Below are 16,664 nucleotides of genomic sequence, written 5' to 3'. Positions count from 1 at the left end.
GATCCGGAAGGAGACAATATCCCGACAGCTTCCGGCACGACGGAACCGGGTTCGACGGTTGTGGTGACCTGGCCGGACGGCACGACCTCGCAGGTGACGGCGGATGGCACGACCGGCGCATGGACGGCGACGGCTGTTTTGGCCCAACCCGCTGGTACCGTGTCGGTCGCGGTGACGGACCCGGCAGGCAATCCCGGAAGCGGTTCGGGCGGCTGGACGCCGAGCACCACAACGCCGGGTGCTGCTGATGATCTCGCTGCCGCCAGTGTCGACGTCGTGCCGACAGAAACGGCGGTGGATAATGGAGATGCGACCTATCTGCTGGGCATCGGTATCGGTCTGGGAATTATCGATCTCCAGGCGACGGTCCTCGGTGTTCCTTCAGTCGGGTTCACGATCACGGAGGGACATACTCAGGACCTGACCTTCGCCTTCGGCGGTCTTGCCAATGTCGGCGTGCTGGGCGACTATCAGGTCGTTGTCCAGAAATGGGATGCCTTGACAGGCCAGTGGACCAGCGTTGACGGTTCCGCTACGGGCGGCTCCATCCTCAATATTGGCCTTCTTGATGGTGGTGCCAATGGTGTTGTGATCCCTGACATGGATGCAGGCCAGTATCGCGCCTTCATGGTCTATAATGGTGTGGGACTGTCGGTACTGACCACCATGACCGTAAGTGGTCTGGATCACGACTATATCAACACGAGCATAGTAACCGGCGAAGCCACGGGCAATGTGCTCGACAATGATGGCGGCGCTGCCGCTGCCGGGCATATCGTCACCAGCGTGAACTTCAATGGCACCGATTATCCCGTGGCGGCAGGTCCGGCAGGCACGACGATCATCGGGCAGTACGGACAGCTCGTCATTCATCAGGATGGCAGCTACACCTACACGCCGAATGCAGACGGCACCGCAATCGGCAAGGTGGACCAGTTCACCTATACGCTCCATGATCCGGTGGCGAACACGAATACCCAGGCTATCCTCTATGTCCGTATCGACAGCGATGGACAGGGGCTGGTGTGGAATGACGCCGATCTCGGTGCAGATGCGACCTACAGTGTTGCTGCTACCAATGATGCGACGGAAATCGATATTACGTGGATCAACCCCACGGATACCGCCTACTTCGACCAGGCGCAGCCTTTGATCGGGGCGCTGGGTACCGTGACAGCGAACAGCAATCAGTTCACTATCGGGAGCAATATGGACGCGACCGGTAGTGTGGTTGTTTCGGTCACCGCTGCAGCACTAGCCAGTGGTACGGTCACAATCCAGAAATTGGTTGGCAGTGTCTGGCAGGATGTTAATACCGACAACGCATTCAACGTGGCTGTTGGTGTGCTCGGGAATGTCAAGACGATCGATATCGGCAGTCTGGATCTAGATGCTGGAACCTATCGGGTTCATACGACGCTTTCGGGCGCCCTTGCGGCAATCTCTGTCACGACTGACGTGAACGTCACCCATCTGGATCAGCATGTGATCTCTGGTGATCCGTCAATCAGCGGCAGCTTGGTCGCCAATGATGGTGTCGTCCCTGAAGGCTCGCGGGTCGTAGTTTCAGACGGCGGTACTTTTGTTGACGCAAGCGCAGCGGGCACTGTCATCCATGGTGTCCATGGTGACCTGACCGTCTATAGCAATGGTACATACAAGTATGAGCCGCTGGACACGTTGGCCTATGCCGACCGCGAAGGGACGGACAGCTTCACCTACAAGATCGTGCTTCCGGGCGGTTATGAAACGACGGCGGAACTGGTTGTCCAGCTTCATGACGGCGCGGCCGTAACGTTTACAACGGAGACGGCTGATCCGGTATCGGCAGAGAGTTTCTCGGCGGACACATCAGGCGATGTCGTGGCGCTTGGCGGTCTCGCCGGATCGGATGCTTCGGACAGCTCGCCAGAACCGGCGCAGCATAATCTGTCAGAGGCTCTCCTCCTTGACGACGGCGGCGGTGAGATCGTTCTGCCTTCCAGCGATAGCGAAACGGGCGGAGGCAGCTCTGCCGATGCGGCGGTAAGCAGCACAGATACCGATCTGATAACGGTAGATGAGGGCAGCACGGTGATCGATCCGTTGGCTTATCTGACACCCGATCCGCTGAGACAGGAGGACCCACCCCACTCTGCACATATGGTTTGATCGATCTTCCCTGCCGCCGGCTGGTCGGCGGCAGGGTTTCATCCGAAAATTTTCAGGCTTCGGCCGGTTATAACGGATATTAGATGCATAAAGCCCCGGTCTTAAATCATTTGCCAACCATATTGCTCAGTTCATGCCTTCTGGCGGCGTGCCAGACCACTACAATTGACCCGGCTCCGGGAGACCAGCTTTCTGCCCGGCCAACAAGGAAAGCGGAGGCTCCCCGGCCCCCGTCAACAACGGGTTCCGTTCCCCCAAACCCTGTTGCTGACGGGGGCAATCCTGCTCGAAATCCCGCGCCCGCGATACAGGCTTCAGCGGGGTCCCTAACAATGGAAACTGCCGTTCGGCGTGCCGTCGGCTGGCATCCAGCCGTCGACGAAGCGACAGGCCGGATTTATCAGGCCGACGAACGCATTCGGGCTGCGCAGGCAGGGTACTATCCCAAGCTCAATGCGGGCGTCGCTTCCGGTTATCAGAGCAGCAATAGGGAAGGCTGGCGGCCGAATTTCAATGTCTCGGCGTCGCAGATGCTTTACGATTTCGGCAAGGTTTCCAGTTCGGTCGACATTGAACGGGCCGTAAAGGATATCAGCAATGCTCGCCTTCTTCTCGCTATCGATGATCTATCGCGCGACACTGCCAATGCCGTTGTCGAGGTGCAGCGCTACAGAAGGCTTTCGGCGCTGGCCCAGGAACAGGTGGCAGGGGTTAAAGTCATCGCGGGCCTCGTCAACCAACGCACGGACAAGGGGGCGAGCACCATGTCCGACAAGGTACAAGCCGATGCGCGTGTAGAGTCCGCGCTGGCTACCCAGTTGCAATACCAGTCCGAATTGAACCGCTGGCAGGTGGCTCTCGGAGCGCTGATCGGCGGCGGTTCGCCAAACCCCGTTTCTGGTGAGCCCGGCTGGCTGGGCAAGGCCTGCGATGCTGCAACCCCGGACTGGGAAGAAGTGCCTGCAATGCTGCAGGCCAAGGCGGAGAAGGAGGAGGCTGAGGCGCAACTGGCCGCCAGCCGGGCTGAAGCTCTCCCAACCGTATCCCTTGAGGCGATGACCGGATACGATCTCAACGCGTCGAGGGACGATACACGAAGCAATGATCGCCAGCCGGAATATTCCGTAGGCCTGAATGTTTCGTCGAACCTCTACAATGGCGGCCAGACGACAGCCCGTAAAAGAGCTGCGGCCTATGCACTCCAGTCGGCAGAAGCAGCCATCAGTACCGCCCGCTACGATATCGAGCGCAATCTCATGGAGGCGAGAAGCCAGATTGGTACGTTGGGCCGGTTGATGGGATCGCTGGAATCGCGTGCGAACATGATGGTCAAGACGCGCGATCTTTACCGCGAACAATATCTGGAACTGGGGACCCGAACGCTTCTGGACCTGCTCAATGCCGAGCAGGAATTACATGAATCGCGGTTTCAGATCGCCAATACCGTCCATGATCTGCGGCGGCTCAATATCAGCTGCCTTTATAATTCCGGTAAGATACGCCGCGAGTTCGGCATCAATCCCGCGATGGTGCGAGGAGGCACGGTCAGCCAATGAAACATGGCGAAATCTCTCCCGAAATGGGATCAGTCTTGAGCTTTGAGCCAGAAGAAGACGTACAGGAGCCGAGGTTTTGCCAGGAACGCTGGCTGGAAGCCTTGCGGCTTGTTGCACAATATTACCGACTTCCGCTTTCTGTTCAGGGTGTAAAACTCGCCGCCGCTTCCATAGACCCCAATTCAACTGACGAGATGAAGCTTCATGCGATGGCCCGCCGCATGGGGCTGGGTATCAAGCTGGTCGACCCACAAAATATCAATCTTTCCAACTGGCATGTGCCTTTCATTCTTGAATTGACGGATGGGCAATTGGCGGTTGTTCACAAGATTTCAACGGATAGGGAAGCTGGGGTCTGGCTGAGCGGCGAACAGGGGCTGGAACATGCATTTCCCCTTGATGCTCTTGTCGTCCAAACCCGTCATGTTCTGCTGGCTCGCCCGGCCCGGACTGTTCCTGATGCGCGCGTCGATGCCTATATCAAGCCTTTCGAGGAAAACTGGCTAAGGCGGATCGTCTTTCATGATCTTGGGTCCTATAGCCATGTGCTGGTCGCTTCATTTATCGCCAATGTGCTTGGGCTGACGGGTATCATTTTTTCGATGCAGGTCTATGACCGTGTCATCCCTGCGCAGTCGTTCAATACGCTCTATGTTCTGTTCAGCGGCGTCGTGCTGGCGATTTGCTTCGATTTCATGATGCGTCGCGCACGAATGGGCATCATTGATATGCTCGGAAAGCGTACCGACCTGCAAATGTCAGATGTCGTGTTCGGTCACGCGCTCCGGGTGCGTAACCGGGCCCGACCGACTTCTACAGGTTCTTTCATCGCGCAGTTGCGCGATATTGAACAAGTGCGCGAATTGTTGACCTCAACGACCGTTGCAGCAATTGCGGACCTGCCGTTTTTCCTTCTGTTTCTCGTGCTGTTCTGGTGGCTGGCGGGGCCGTTGGTCTTTATCCCGCTGGCCGCGATCGCAGCCTTGATCTTGCCCGGTGTCTTTCTGCAAAGGCGTCTCCGCCGGCACGCCAATGAGGCCATGCGCGAGTCATCATTACGAAACGCCATGCTGGTGGAAACAGTACAGGGCATAGAAGACATCAAAAGCCTGCAGGCGGAGGATCGCTTCCAACAGCAGTGGAACCATTTCAATGCTGTTACCGGCGAGGCGCAGATCAGGCTTCGTTCCGTTACAAACGGATTGAGCGTATGGACCCAGAATGTGCAGACGGGCGTTTACGTGTTGACGGTATTTATCGGTGCGCCCATGGTCATCAGTGGTGACATAACCACCGGCGCACTTGTCGGCGCATCCATTCTCGGTTCGCGTATGCTGGCGCCGATGGCGCAATTTACGCAGATCGCCGGGCGTTTGCAGCATGCGAGGATCGCAAAACAAGGACTGGACCGTCTTATGCAGATGCCGGTCGACCATCCCGACAGCGAAACCCGGATTCACTGCCCGCATATCAAGGGTTCCTATCTCCTGAAGAACGCGCTCTTCCGTTATGGTGATGAAAGCTCGCCTCCAGCGCTGCTGGTGCGCGACCTTAAGATCGAACACGGTGAGCGGGTTGCTGTTCTCGGACGAAACGGTGCAGGTAAATCCACGCTCCTGCTCGCCCTGTCGGGGCTTATGGACGCAAGTGACGGTGAGGTTCTGCTGGACGATCTCTCCTTGCCGCAGATCGATCCGGCGGACGTCCGGCGCGACATCGGTCTTCTGACACAGAATTCGCGCCTGTTCTTCGGCACATTGCGCGACAATATCACGATGGGTGCGCCTGACGCTTCGGACGATGAGATCCGGCGCGTTCTTGCCATGGTCGGAGCCGATGGCTTTATCCGCAAACTTCCGCAAGGCCTCGAATATCTTGTTCAGGAAGGGGGAAGCGGTCTTTCCGGGGGCCAGAAGCAGGCCATATTGCTGGCGCGGCTGCTGATACGGGACCCGTCGGTGGTGCTGCTCGATGAACCGACATCCACGATGGATGAGGCGACCGAGCGCCATTTCATCCAGCAATTCGCAAAGTGGAGCGCAGGGCGCACCGTGGTCCTCGCGACACATCGCACGCGGGTGCTGGAACTGGTTGAACGGCTTATCGTCGTCGAAAACGGACAGATAGCACTGAACGATACCAAAGAACGTGGGCTGCAGGCCCTGCTCGGCGTAAGCAAGGTCGAAGCCCCGAGAACGGCCCCTGCAGCATCGGCCAGAACATAGGAACTGGCTCTGGTTGGGAGAATGGCGATATGGCAGCCCTTGGCGAAGATTTCGGCGATTGGGTGAACGGGAGTGTCGACGGTGCACGGCTGAAACGTTCGAAGCGTTTTGTCCGGCTTGTATTCCTGTTCTTCGCGGTTCTGCTGATCTGGGCTTATCTGGCTTTGCTCGATGAAGTGTCGACTGGCACCGGCAAGGTAGTTCCAACGTCCCAGGAGCAGGTGATCCAGTCCTTGGAGGGCGGGGTTCTAGCGAAGCTTTATGTTCGTCAGGACGATGTCGTCGAACCAGGCAAGATACTGGCTCAGCTCGATCCAACGGTCACTGAGGCAACGGTACAGGAAAGTTCCGCCAAATACCGTGCTGCGCTGGCCAGTTCCGCTCGTCTGACGGCGGAAGTCAATGGGAGCGATCTGGAATTTCCTGACGAACTGGATGCATTTCCTTCGCTTCAGGCATCAGAGACCAAGTTATATGAAGCGCGCAAACGCAGCCTCAAGGAGTCGCTCGATTGGCTTGCGGAGTCTAAGAAACTGGCGCAGGACGAACTCGCCATCAGCCAGTCGCTGACAAAGATGGGCGCTGCCAGCAATGTGGAAGTCATCCGGCTGAAGCGGCAGCTTGTCGAGCTTCAACTCAAGGAAACCGAGATCCAATCGGACTATATTGTCAAGGCACGTGAGGAACTCGCGAAAGCTAATGCGGACGTGGAATCGCTTTCTTCGGTGATAAGGGGCCGGGCGGACTCGCTTGCGCGGCTGACCCTGCGCTCTCCAGTGCGCGGCATCGTGAAGAACATTGAAGTTTCGACGATAGGCGGTGTGGTTCCTCCCAACGGCAAGCTGATGATTATCGTCCCGCTGGATGAACAGCTTCTCATCGAGGCTCGCATCTCCCCGCGCGACATTGCCTATATCCATCCCGACCAGCCAGCAACGGTCAAGGTCACCGCGTATGACTATGCGATATATGGCAGCTTGAAGGGAAAGGTCGTCAGTATTTCACCGGATACAATTCAGGACGAGGTCAAACCGGAAGAGTTCTACTATCGTGTCTTCATAAAGACCGAAACAGACGCACTTTTCAACAAAACTGGCGAGCGTTTTCCAATCGTCCCCGGCATGGTCGCTACCGTTGACATTCATACCGGCAGCAAGACTGTTATGGATTACCTCATCAAGCCTTTCAACAGAGCGCGGGAAGCACTCCGGGAAAGATAGTTGGCTTGTATTATCCGCGTGGCGAGAATGCCATTTCCCAATGGGCTCGCTGAGTCGTGGGTGTAAACCACCAGTGACTGAATAAGTCGAAATCGGCTTTAAACGGTTTCGTAGAAGCTGTCCCGCATGGAGCGCAGGATGATGACCGCAGAAGCAGCACCGGGATCGACATGACCAAGCGAGCGCTCACCCAAACGAGCAGCGCGGCCCCGTGCGGCCACCATAGAACGGGTTGAATCCGCACCCTTTTCAGCTGCTTCGAGAATTCTGTTCCACATTTCCAGGCTGCTCAAGCCGTGCGTTCGCGCGTCAACAGCCGTTTCCATCGCCGGTATCCATGCATCCAGCATGGTTTTATCGCCACGTTGTCCCTTTCCGCGTTCCTGAATGCCTCGTGTGATCGCCTCGACGATGCCGGCCTGGTCCTCGGCGTCGAGGCTTTCGCGCGGTTTAAGGGCCTTGGAAGCGTGGCGAAATGCCGTCGCATAGAGGGGACCGGTGGAAGCGCCCACGGTGTCGAGAAAAGCGGCTGCAGCTGCGGCGAAAATCTCGGAAGGGAGTATGTGCTCCAAATCCAACTTGGCAAGCGCGCTGTTGATGGCTGAAAAGCCCAGCACCATGGTGATGCCGTGATCCGCATCGCCAATTGCTCCGTCGAGATCGGAAAGTCGTTCTTTTTCCTCCTTCATCGAAAAGGCAATGAGCTGGAACATTCGGCTTAGACGACGCGCTGCAGTTTCCTGCATTTGTACCTCCCAGACAATCTGGAATTCATGTAACCGCCGAAAGCGGCTTTAATCAGTTGACCCGCAGAAAAGCCGTATCGCAAGGATGCGACAAGAGATCGGACAATTCCTGATCGAGGTGCATGACGGATATAGATGCTCCGTTCATGTCCAGCGATGTGCAGTAGTGGCCTACCCAATTGGCTTCGATTGTTATTTGCTTGGCGCTCAGCCGTTGTTCGACGCGTCGGAACAAAATGTAGAGTTCCATCAGCGGCGTTGAGCCGAACGAATTTACCAGTACCGCCACCCGATCTCCCGGCGATGCATTCATCTCACTGAAAATCCGGTCCATGATGTGATCGACAATGGCATCGGCGGACATCATTTTCTCGCGAACAACGCCACGTTCGCCGTGAATACCCACGCCGATCTCCATTTCTTCAGCGCCGATTTCGAAATTGTGGCGCCGTGTCTGGGGCAGGGAACAGGGCTCCAGCGCAACGCCCATCGTAAAGGTTCTTCGGTTGGCCTTGCGCGTCACCGCTTCGCATGCCTCGAGCGACATGCCGCGGTCACACGCTGCACCGGCTGCCTTGAAGATGAAGAAATTTCCCGCTACGCCGCGCCGACCGTCGCGATCCTCCACTGGGGACGACGATATATCGTCTGTTGTCAGAACGGTCCGTGTGGGAATGCCAGCTTCCTGCGCCATTTCGGCCGCCATCTCGAAATTCATGACATCCCCGACATAGTTGCCATAGACGAAGAGGACGCCTTCTCCGCCGGAGGCGGCCTTGGCGCATTCGAGAATTGGGGCAGGGGGAGGCGAGGAAAAGACATTCCCGATGGCTACCGCATCGGCAAGCCCTTTTCCGACATAGCCCAGAAAACACGGTTCATGCCCGGACCCGCCGCCAATCACCAGTCCTACTTTTCCCTGTCGGGGCCCGGTCCGTGCGACGAGCGCGCGTTTCGATCCGTTGATAGGAGCGAGATAGGACCGGTGCGCTCTGGTGGCGCCATCAAGCATTTCCTCCACGACATCGTCGGGACTGTTCAGAAACTTCTTGATATGCGTGCGGTAATGGCTGGACACGTGGGCCGGCTCCGCACGCAGCTTCTGCGAAAGCTTGCTGTCGATTTCAGTCACGCCATCCGCGTTGAGGATACCGCGTCCTGTCGCGGCATCGGTAATCAGAATGTTGATATAACCGCCCCGCAAGGCGGCGAGAATTGCAGGTACTTTGTCGAAACCACCTGCAACTGCGATGCGCATGTCGATGTTGCGCAACCTGTCGAGCGTAATACCGATGGTCCTGTCGTCAAGCGGGCCTGATACAGGCTGTCCATGAGAATCGATGAAGCGCCCGGCGACGACGCCGACGGCATTCTTGGCCAGATATTCCTGTATGGAGACGTTCTCGAAAAAGCCGCTGGTATGAATCGTGGAATTCGGTCGGAGCGAAGAAATACCGAACAACGCCTTGTTCGCGTGGTCCAATGCCTGGAACTGCTCCGCAATAATCGGTTCTCCGACTATTGCTGCCTTGACGTGAGCACTGGATACGATAGCTGGCGCTGTGATGTTGACGAGATGCGCATTTGTCGCCCGTGCCATGGCTGCCGCGCATAATTCGGGGGTGTAAGCGAAACTGGCGCGTGTTCCACCGGTAGCCTGAACGACGGTCACATCCTGCAGATTGGCTATGCGGGTGTTCTCAGCGATAGCGAGGACCGTCCGCCCCCAGGCGACAGCGAGCGTATCCCCGGATTTTAGAAGCTTGGCGATTGCTTGCGCAGCTGCGGTTCCAAGCCGGTCGATAAGCGCCTGCGCGCCGTCATCATTTGGCACTACCAGACAGTCGTTCAATCCGAAATGGCGCTTGAGTTCCTGCGCGATTGCAAGGGAACCGAGGCGCGCGGGTTCGATCGAGATGTTGACGATGCCACGGCTACGGGCATCCGCCAGATAGCTGTTCACGGTAGCCCGCGAAATCCCCATGATTTCAGCGATTTCACCCTGCGTGCGCCCATCTTCATAATAGAGCCAGCACGCCCAAACGTACGGATCGTCACCATAGCGCAGCGGAATGCCGTGGGTCGGTTCCACCTGTCCAATCTTGCTTGCGGTTGTTTTTCCGTTTGGCGCCATGTTCTCTGCACTGAACCTCTTGTTTCCTTCTAAACATATCCAACAAAAGTGCGAAGCGGTTTTGTGTTGGATAATGCGTAAAAACAGAAGATTGAGCGGTTCTGCTGAACCTGTCTTAACCGGACTGCTCTATCGTCGGGTTGCCTGGCAATACAACGGTTTTGCTTGGAGTTTTTTAGAATGCGCGGAAACAGCAGGCCCGGTTCCTGGCTTTACACCGGGCCTGCTGATCGTCGGTAATCCCTACTGGAACCGCACCCGTGCGCCGTCGGAAAGTTCCTTGAGGATAATGGCGCAGGATGTCGCTCCGGCATCCAGAACACCCAGCGACCTTTCGCCAAGACGGCTGGCGCGACCGATCTTCGCCACCAGATCGATCGTCGAATCCCGGCCTTTCTCAGCGGCTAAGACGAGAGCTTCGAGGGCCTCGGCAAATGACTTTCCGGCAGCGGTGGCTTCATCGAAAGCTTCGATGGCAGGCACGAGCGTGTCCAGCAATGTCTTGTCACCGACCTTTGCAGAGCCGATTGACTGGATACCTTCAAGCCCGGCGTGAAGCATGCGGCTGAACGCAGCCGCATCGATATTCTCGATCCCGTCTATTTTTTCCGCAAATTCGGTGAACATCACGCCGTAAAGCGGCCCCATCGAGCCGCCGATCTCGGTCATGAGCACTGTGCCAAGCGTATCGAGAGAAGCGGCCAGTGTCTCGTTCTTCCCCTTCAGTCGTTCGGCGGCCATGTTGAACCCCTTGGCCATGTTGACGCCGTGATCGCCATCACCGATCTTGCCGTCGATCTCGCTGAGATAGGCGCGGTTCTCGACAATCCGGTCGGCCATTGCCAGCACGATGTCTCCGGCTTTTGCGTTATTGAGTGTTTGCACAGGTCTCTTCCTTACAGAATGGTGGTGCAGCGCACTTCCACGTCGAGCAGTTCTTTCAGTTCGTTGTCCAGCGCCATGATCGTCAGCGTTGCGCCGACCATTTCAAGCGAAGTGAAATAATTGCCGATATAAGTGCGATGGATTGTCAGTCCGCGTGCCCGGATCTCGGATTCAATCGTGTCGTTGAGGATATAAAGCTCGTTCAGCGGCGTTGCGCCCAGACCCGAAATAAGCACGGCCACTTCGGTGCCTTCAGCAAGTTCGTGGTCATCGAGCACGATCTGGCACATATCTTTTGCGACTTCGGCTGCGGGCTTGAGCGGCTCCACCCGCACCCCAGGCTCGCCGTGATGCCCGATCCCGACTTCCATCGTTCCCGGCGCGATCTCGAAATTCGGATGACCGACGGCAGGCAGCGTGCATGGACCGAGCCCCACACCGATCGAACGGCAGTTATCGATGGCCTTCTGCGCTGTGGCGCGAACCTCCTCCAGCGCGGCTCCAGTTGCCGCTTTTGCGCCGCCAACCTTCCACATGAAAATCTCGCCGGCAACGCCGCGCCGCTTTTCGCGTTCGTCGGCAGGGGCTGAACAGACATCGTCGTTCGCGACGACTGTCGCAACTTCGATGCCGTCCTTGGCGGCCAACTTGGTCGCCATCTTCACATTCATGTTGTCGCCCGCGTAGTTGCCATAAAGGACGACAACGCCCTTGCCGCCGTCTGCTTCGCGTATGGCATCGTGAAAACTCTTGGCGGTTGGCGAGGAAAACAGTTCCCCCACCGCTACCGCATCAAGCATGTTCTTCCCCGTGTAACCGATGAAAGCGGGCTCATGACCGGAACCGCCACCTGTAACGACACCGACCTTGCCGGCGACGGGGGCATCTTTCGCAGCAATGACACGCGGGTTTTCCGCGAGCCGGACGATGTCGGAATGAGCTTTGACAAAACCCTTCACGGTATCTTCCACGACTTCGTCCGGATTGTTGATGAAGCGCTGCATGATATCTCCTGTAAGATGAATGAGCGCTGGGCTCAAAGAATGGTATAGCCGCCGTCGATCAGGAGATCGGCACCAGTAATCATGTCGGCTCCTGCAGATGCGAGGAATACGGCTGCTGCGGCAATCTCTTCTGGATAGGCAAAACGCCCTGCGGGGATACGCTTCTTTGCGGCCTCGCCCTTTTCACCGGCCCAGGCCTTCTTGCCGAGTTCCGTGAGCACGATGGTCGGTGAAAGTGTGTTGACGCATATTCCATGCTTGCCCCATTCGGCTGCGAAGGTCTTCGACATGCCGATGACGCCGAACTTCGACGCGCAGTAGGCGACGTGTTCTTCAATAGCGACTGTGCCTGCCTGAGAGGCGAGATTGATGATCTTGCCGCCCTTGCCCGCAGCGATCATGGCGCGACCGACCGCCTGAGTAACGAGGAAACTTCCTTTCAGATTATTGGAGATGGTCTTATCCCATTCATCGAGCGAAATTTCTTCTGCGGGAGCCAGATAGACGACACCTGCGCTATTGACCGCAATGTCGATTGTGCCGAACTCATCATTGACCGCTGCGATTGCGTCATTGACCGACTGCTGGCTCGAAACATCGCAAACGAACGGCTTTGCGTTTTCGCCGAGTTCCGCGGCTTTGGCTTTCGCAATATCAGCGCTGATATCGAGCACTGCGACTTTGGCGCCTTTGGCGATGAAAGCTCTGGATATTGCAGCACCGATCCCGGAAGCGCCTCCGGTCACGATTGCAATTTTTCCGGAAAGCGGGAAGTTCAGGTCAATTTGGGGAGCTTGATCGGACATTTTGTGCCTCGGGAGTCTGGTTTGTGAGCCTGGCGGCCCGGCATCCCTATCATGACTTTCACGATAAGTGGCGGGGCCGCCCAGGCAGCGTTACTTGCGGCTTTCCAGGAGCTTGTCGACGTTTTGAGCGGTCACGGGCGTCCATGGAACATTGTAGTTCTTGTTCTTGCCGTCGTTAAACGGCATATCCGGATACTGCGCCCAGATATCGGATTGAGGCTTGTACTCGCCCTTCTTGGCGTGGAAGATCGCAAGGTCGAGAGCGCCTTGTGCCTGCGCATTTGCATCCTGCAGAATGGAAGTCATCGTGCCTTCCTTGACCGCATGCAGTGCATCGGTAATACCGTCGATGCCGGCGATTGCGAAATCACTCACCTTGAGGTTGGCGGCCTTGATCGCCTCGATCGCTCCGAGCGCCATTTCGTCATTCTGGCCGATCACGCCCTTGATCTGACCGGGATGTGCGGTCAGCCAATTCTCCATAAGGGTCTGCGCTTCAGCGCGAGACCAATTCGCAGTCTGGTCTTCAAGAACATTCACGTCCGGGCATTCGGCCAGCGCTTTCTTGTTGCCTTCCAGACGGGAAATCTGTGCGGATTGGCCGATTGGTCCTTCAAGGATGACGACATTTCCCTTGCAGCCGATCTTGTCGAGCACGTCCTTGGCTTCCATATAGCCCGACACCGTATCGTCGGAGCCGACATAGGCCGCGAGCAAATCGGAGTTGACGCGTGTGTTCGAACCTACAACCGGGATGCCTGCGTCGCTGGCGGCCTGAACGGCGGTAGCACCTGCCTCGATATCAATAGGCACGAAGATGATCGCGTCGAACTTCTGCGTAATCATCGTATTGAACTGTTCCTGCTGGACCAGCGCATCATAACGCCCGTCGAATATAGTCAGGTCAACCTCGCCGTTCTTGACCGCCGGATGCTTTTTCAGGGCTTCCGACCAGACCTGCATGAACTCGGCATTCAATCCGTAAGGCGCCGCGCCGATCTTGAGCTTCTTGTCTTGTGCCAGTGATGGCGTAACGATTAGTGCGGACGCCGCAGCGAGCGCGATCAACAGTTTTTTCATTGCAATCTCCTCCTTGTTGATTTGGCATACCGATCAGTATGCCGTTCTTGAAAATGGGGGCGGTGCGGCTAGGCAATTTCCCGTTTGAATTGAATCGGAAGAAATGCCCTTCCGTTTGCTTTTGCGCATGTCCTTACCCCGAAACCGTTTCCTGCTTTCGGGAGGCCTGCTCTAGGCGCCCTGGTTGCGTTTCTGATCAAGCATGACCGCGCCTACGATGAGTGCTCCCTTCAAAACCTGCTGGTAGTAGGACTGGATACCCATCAGATCGAGACCGTTGTTCATGACACCGATGATGAGCGCGCCGATGAGTGTTCCCGTGATGCGCCCGACGCCGCCCGACAGGCTGGTGCCGCCAATGACGACCGCTGCGATGGCATCGAGTTCATAGCTGATACCCGCTTGCGGCAGCGCCGATCCGGTGCGGGCCGACAGGACCATGCCTGCAAGGCCGGCCAGCCCGCCGGAGATGACGTAAACAGAAAAGCGCACCCGTGATATGTTGATGCCAGAAGTATTCGCGGCGTGGGGATTGCCGCCAACAGCGTAGATATAGCGGCCGAACCGCGAGCGATTCAGAATCCACCATGATACCAGAAACACGATCGCGAGCAGAATGACAGGAACCGGAACGCCGAGAATGTTGCCGGTTCCAATCCAGCGAAAATCCGGGACAAGGGCGGGTACCGGCTTGCCGCCGCCGTAGATCAAGGTCAGGCCGCGCGCTGCGGAAAGCATGCCGAGCGTGGCCACGAATGCCGGAACCGCGAAGCGTGAGACTATCGTGCCGACCAGCGCGCCACAGCCGATGCCCACGAGCAGGCCGACGGGAATGGCTATGAACGGTGAATATGGAGCCCCCGCAATGCCTGCCGTCGCCGACGTGGTTGCAAGGCTGGCGCTGACGATACCGGCCAATGCGACCACAGAGCCAACGGAGAGGTCGATGCCACGCGTCAGAATGACGAAGGTCATGCCGATGGCGAGAATGCCGTTGATGGAGGTTTGCAGCAAAACGTTGGAAATATTGCCTGCTGTCAGGAAATACTCGTTGGAGAACGAGAGGATCGTGGCCAGAAGCAGGAAGGCGATGAATATGCCATATTCCTGAACGACCAGCCTGCGACGTTCGGAGCCAAACCAGCTGGTTGGTGAATTATTCTCTGTGGTGGACACTGTTCTACCTCTCCAGAACCGGCCGCAAGTGCTGATGCAGGCGACTGTTCTATCTCCTTGGTCTCAACCGATACGCGGTGCTTCCGTGTCAATCTTCATGTCGAAAGATGCACCAGCGTCTGCGCGTTCGTTTCCGCCCTGCGATAAATGCCAACCGATTGTCCCCCGCGCATGACCATGATGCGATCGGACATGCCGAGAACCTCATCGATCTCCGATGAGATCATGACTACAGTTCCGCCTTCGGCGGCAAATTCGCAGATGACGCGGTAAATTTCCTGTTTTGCGCCGACATCGACACCGCGCGTTGGTTCATCAAGCAGCAGAACGCGCGGGCTTCGCAGGAACCATTTTCCAAGTACGACCTTCTGCTGGTTGCCACCCGAAAGGCCGGAAACCGCCATCGTGTCATGCGCGACCTTGATCCTGAAACGCTCGATCATTGCCCTGCTGGCTGACGATTCCTCGCGTCGGTTCATTGCAAAATGCGGGCTCATCTCGGGCAGGCTGGCAAGGCAGATATTGTTGCGAACGCTGTCGCCAAGATTGAGTCCGGTGAGTTTTCGGTCCTCCGTCACGAAGGCGAGCCCGAGCGCCATGGCATCCGAGGGACGCCGGATGCTTATCGTCTCACCTTCCAGACGGATTGCGCCTTGGGAGGCTTTATCCAGTCCGAAAAGACAGTTGAATATTTCCGAACGACCCGACCCCATCAATCCGTAGATGCCGAAGATCTCACCCTTGTGCGCGGTGAAGGAGATATCGGTTATCTTGCCTGGTGCGCTGAGGCCCAAGACCTCGAGGCCTGGAACTTCTGTCGGGACATTCGTCTTGATGTATTCGTCACCCAATTCCCGTCCGATGATCAAACGGATCAATTCTGCGCGCGTGATAGCTCCGAGATCGCCGCTGTCGATATAGCTGCCGTCGCGAAACACGGTATAGGTGTCGGCAATCTGAAAAATTTCCGACAGGCGATGCGAGACGTAAACGACCCCTTTGCCGCTCGCTTTCAGCCGTTCGATCGCGGCAAAAAGCTGCTGGGCTTCCTTTTCGCCAATGGCAGACGTCGGTTCGTCCATGAAAATGACTTCGGCGTCGTGACTGAGCGCTTTTGCGATCTCAACCAGTTGAATCTGGGCGACGGACAGATTCATCATGAACTGATTGGCGCGAATTTTGAATTCGAGTTGGTCGAGAAGTTTTTGGGCATTCCGGTTCATCGTTTTGAAGTCGATGCCGCCGAAACGACGAAGCGGTTCTCTGCCCAGATAGATGTTTTCCGCCACGGTCATGTGCGGGATGGGGCTCAGCTCCTGCTCGATTATGGCGATGCCCGCCTGCAACGCTTCAGCAGGGCTGGAATATGTGACTTCTTTTCCGCGCCGCCGGATATGACCTTCGTCACGGGCGTGAATGCCCATCAAAATTTTCAGAAAGGTGGATTTGCCCGCGCCGTTGCCCCCGCAAAGTGCATGCACCGAGCCGGGCCGCAACTGGAGGCGTCCGTTCCGCAAGGCGGCAACGCCGCCAAAGGACTTTTTCAGCCCCTCCACATCCAGCAGAAGTTCCAATGCATTTCCTCCGGTGGCGGCAGTTGTTCTGCCGCCGGTTTCAACGGCCTCGCCGTCGTTTTGACAATATTCGATAAATGATCGACAAATGTCAACCTTTCATGTAA

At 56.9% G+C, this 16,664-nt stretch carries 12 protein-coding genes; 4 read left to right on the top strand and 8 right to left on the bottom strand.

The features are described from left to right. From JNC63_RS11310 to JNC63_RS11295, 4 genes are all read left to right on the top strand, one after another. The coding region (locus JNC63_RS11310; protein WP_374846338.1) for a BapA/Bap/LapF family large adhesin at nucleotides 1–2,151 on the top strand (2,151 nt) is incomplete at its 5' end. Nucleotides 2,152–2,483: 332 nt separating this feature from the next. Continuing rightward, on the top strand, nucleotides 2,484–3,707 hold the full coding sequence (locus JNC63_RS11305) for a TolC family outer membrane protein (RefSeq protein WP_006471933.1): 1,224 nt from the start codon (nucleotides 2,484–2,486) through the stop codon (nucleotides 3,705–3,707). Then, nucleotides 3,704–5,932, top strand: a complete 2,229-nt coding sequence (locus JNC63_RS11300) for a type I secretion system permease/ATPase (RefSeq protein WP_374846336.1) — start codon at nucleotides 3,704–3,706, stop codon at nucleotides 5,930–5,932. Before JNC63_RS11305 ends, JNC63_RS11300 begins: the two co-directional genes overlap by 4 nt. Nucleotides 5,933–5,961: 29 nt before the next feature. Beyond that, the gene (locus tag JNC63_RS11295; RefSeq protein ID WP_006469731.1) at nucleotides 5,962–7,152 is read left to right on the top strand and encodes a beta-barrel domain-containing protein; all 1,191 of its coding nucleotides are present in this window, start codon (nucleotides 5,962–5,964) and stop codon (nucleotides 7,150–7,152) included. Between the two features lie 98 nt (nucleotides 7,153–7,250). On the opposite strand, the gene dhaL (JNC63_RS11290) is transcribed toward JNC63_RS11295, so the two are convergent. From dhaL (JNC63_RS11290) to JNC63_RS11255, 8 genes are all read right to left on the bottom strand, one after another. After that, nucleotides 7,251–7,898, bottom strand: a complete 648-nt coding sequence (dhaL, locus tag JNC63_RS11290; protein WP_006469732.1) for a dihydroxyacetone kinase subunit DhaL — start codon at nucleotides 7,896–7,898, stop codon at nucleotides 7,251–7,253. 52 nt (nucleotides 7,899–7,950) lie between these two features. Beyond that, nucleotides 7,951–10,032, bottom strand: coding sequence for a bifunctional sugar-binding transcriptional regulator/dihydroxyacetone kinase subunit DhaK (locus JNC63_RS11285; protein WP_006469733.1), 2,082 nt, complete (start codon nucleotides 10,030–10,032; stop codon nucleotides 7,951–7,953). A 243-nt stretch (nucleotides 10,033–10,275) separates the two neighbouring features. Then, a complete protein-coding gene (gene dhaL, locus JNC63_RS11280) occupies nucleotides 10,276–10,917 on the bottom strand; it encodes a dihydroxyacetone kinase subunit DhaL (RefSeq protein WP_006469734.1) in 642 nt (213 codons plus the stop codon). An 11-nt stretch (nucleotides 10,918–10,928) separates the two neighbouring features. Beyond that, the gene (locus tag JNC63_RS11275; RefSeq protein ID WP_025092223.1) at nucleotides 10,929–11,921 is read right to left on the bottom strand and encodes a dihydroxyacetone kinase subunit DhaK; all 993 of its coding nucleotides are present in this window, start codon (nucleotides 11,919–11,921) and stop codon (nucleotides 10,929–10,931) included. A gap of 32 nt (nucleotides 11,922–11,953) precedes the next feature. Continuing rightward, nucleotides 11,954–12,727, bottom strand: coding sequence for an SDR family oxidoreductase (locus tag JNC63_RS11270; protein ID WP_006469736.1), 774 nt, complete (start codon nucleotides 12,725–12,727; stop codon nucleotides 11,954–11,956). A 90-nt stretch (nucleotides 12,728–12,817) separates the two neighbouring features. Next, nucleotides 12,818–13,807 (bottom strand): substrate-binding domain-containing protein, encoded by a 990-nt coding sequence (locus JNC63_RS11265; RefSeq protein WP_006469737.1) that lies wholly within the window; start codon nucleotides 13,805–13,807, stop codon nucleotides 12,818–12,820. A gap of 171 nt (nucleotides 13,808–13,978) precedes the next feature. Then, complete coding sequence (locus JNC63_RS11260) at nucleotides 13,979–14,983, bottom strand: ABC transporter permease (RefSeq protein ID WP_006469738.1); 1,005 nt, start codon at nucleotides 14,981–14,983, stop codon at nucleotides 13,979–13,981. Between the two features lie 95 nt (nucleotides 14,984–15,078). Further along, nucleotides 15,079–16,557, bottom strand: a complete 1,479-nt coding sequence (locus JNC63_RS11255; RefSeq protein WP_006469739.1) for a sugar ABC transporter ATP-binding protein — start codon at nucleotides 16,555–16,557, stop codon at nucleotides 15,079–15,081. Nucleotides 16,558–16,664: the final 107 nt, after the last annotated feature.

Origin of the sequence: Brucella ciceri, from assembly GCF_041930145.1 — a bacterium.
In the GTDB taxonomy this organism is placed as follows: domain Bacteria; phylum Pseudomonadota; class Alphaproteobacteria; order Rhizobiales; family Rhizobiaceae; genus Brucella; species Brucella intermedia.
This window is presented reverse-complemented; position numbering and strand designations above follow the sequence as displayed.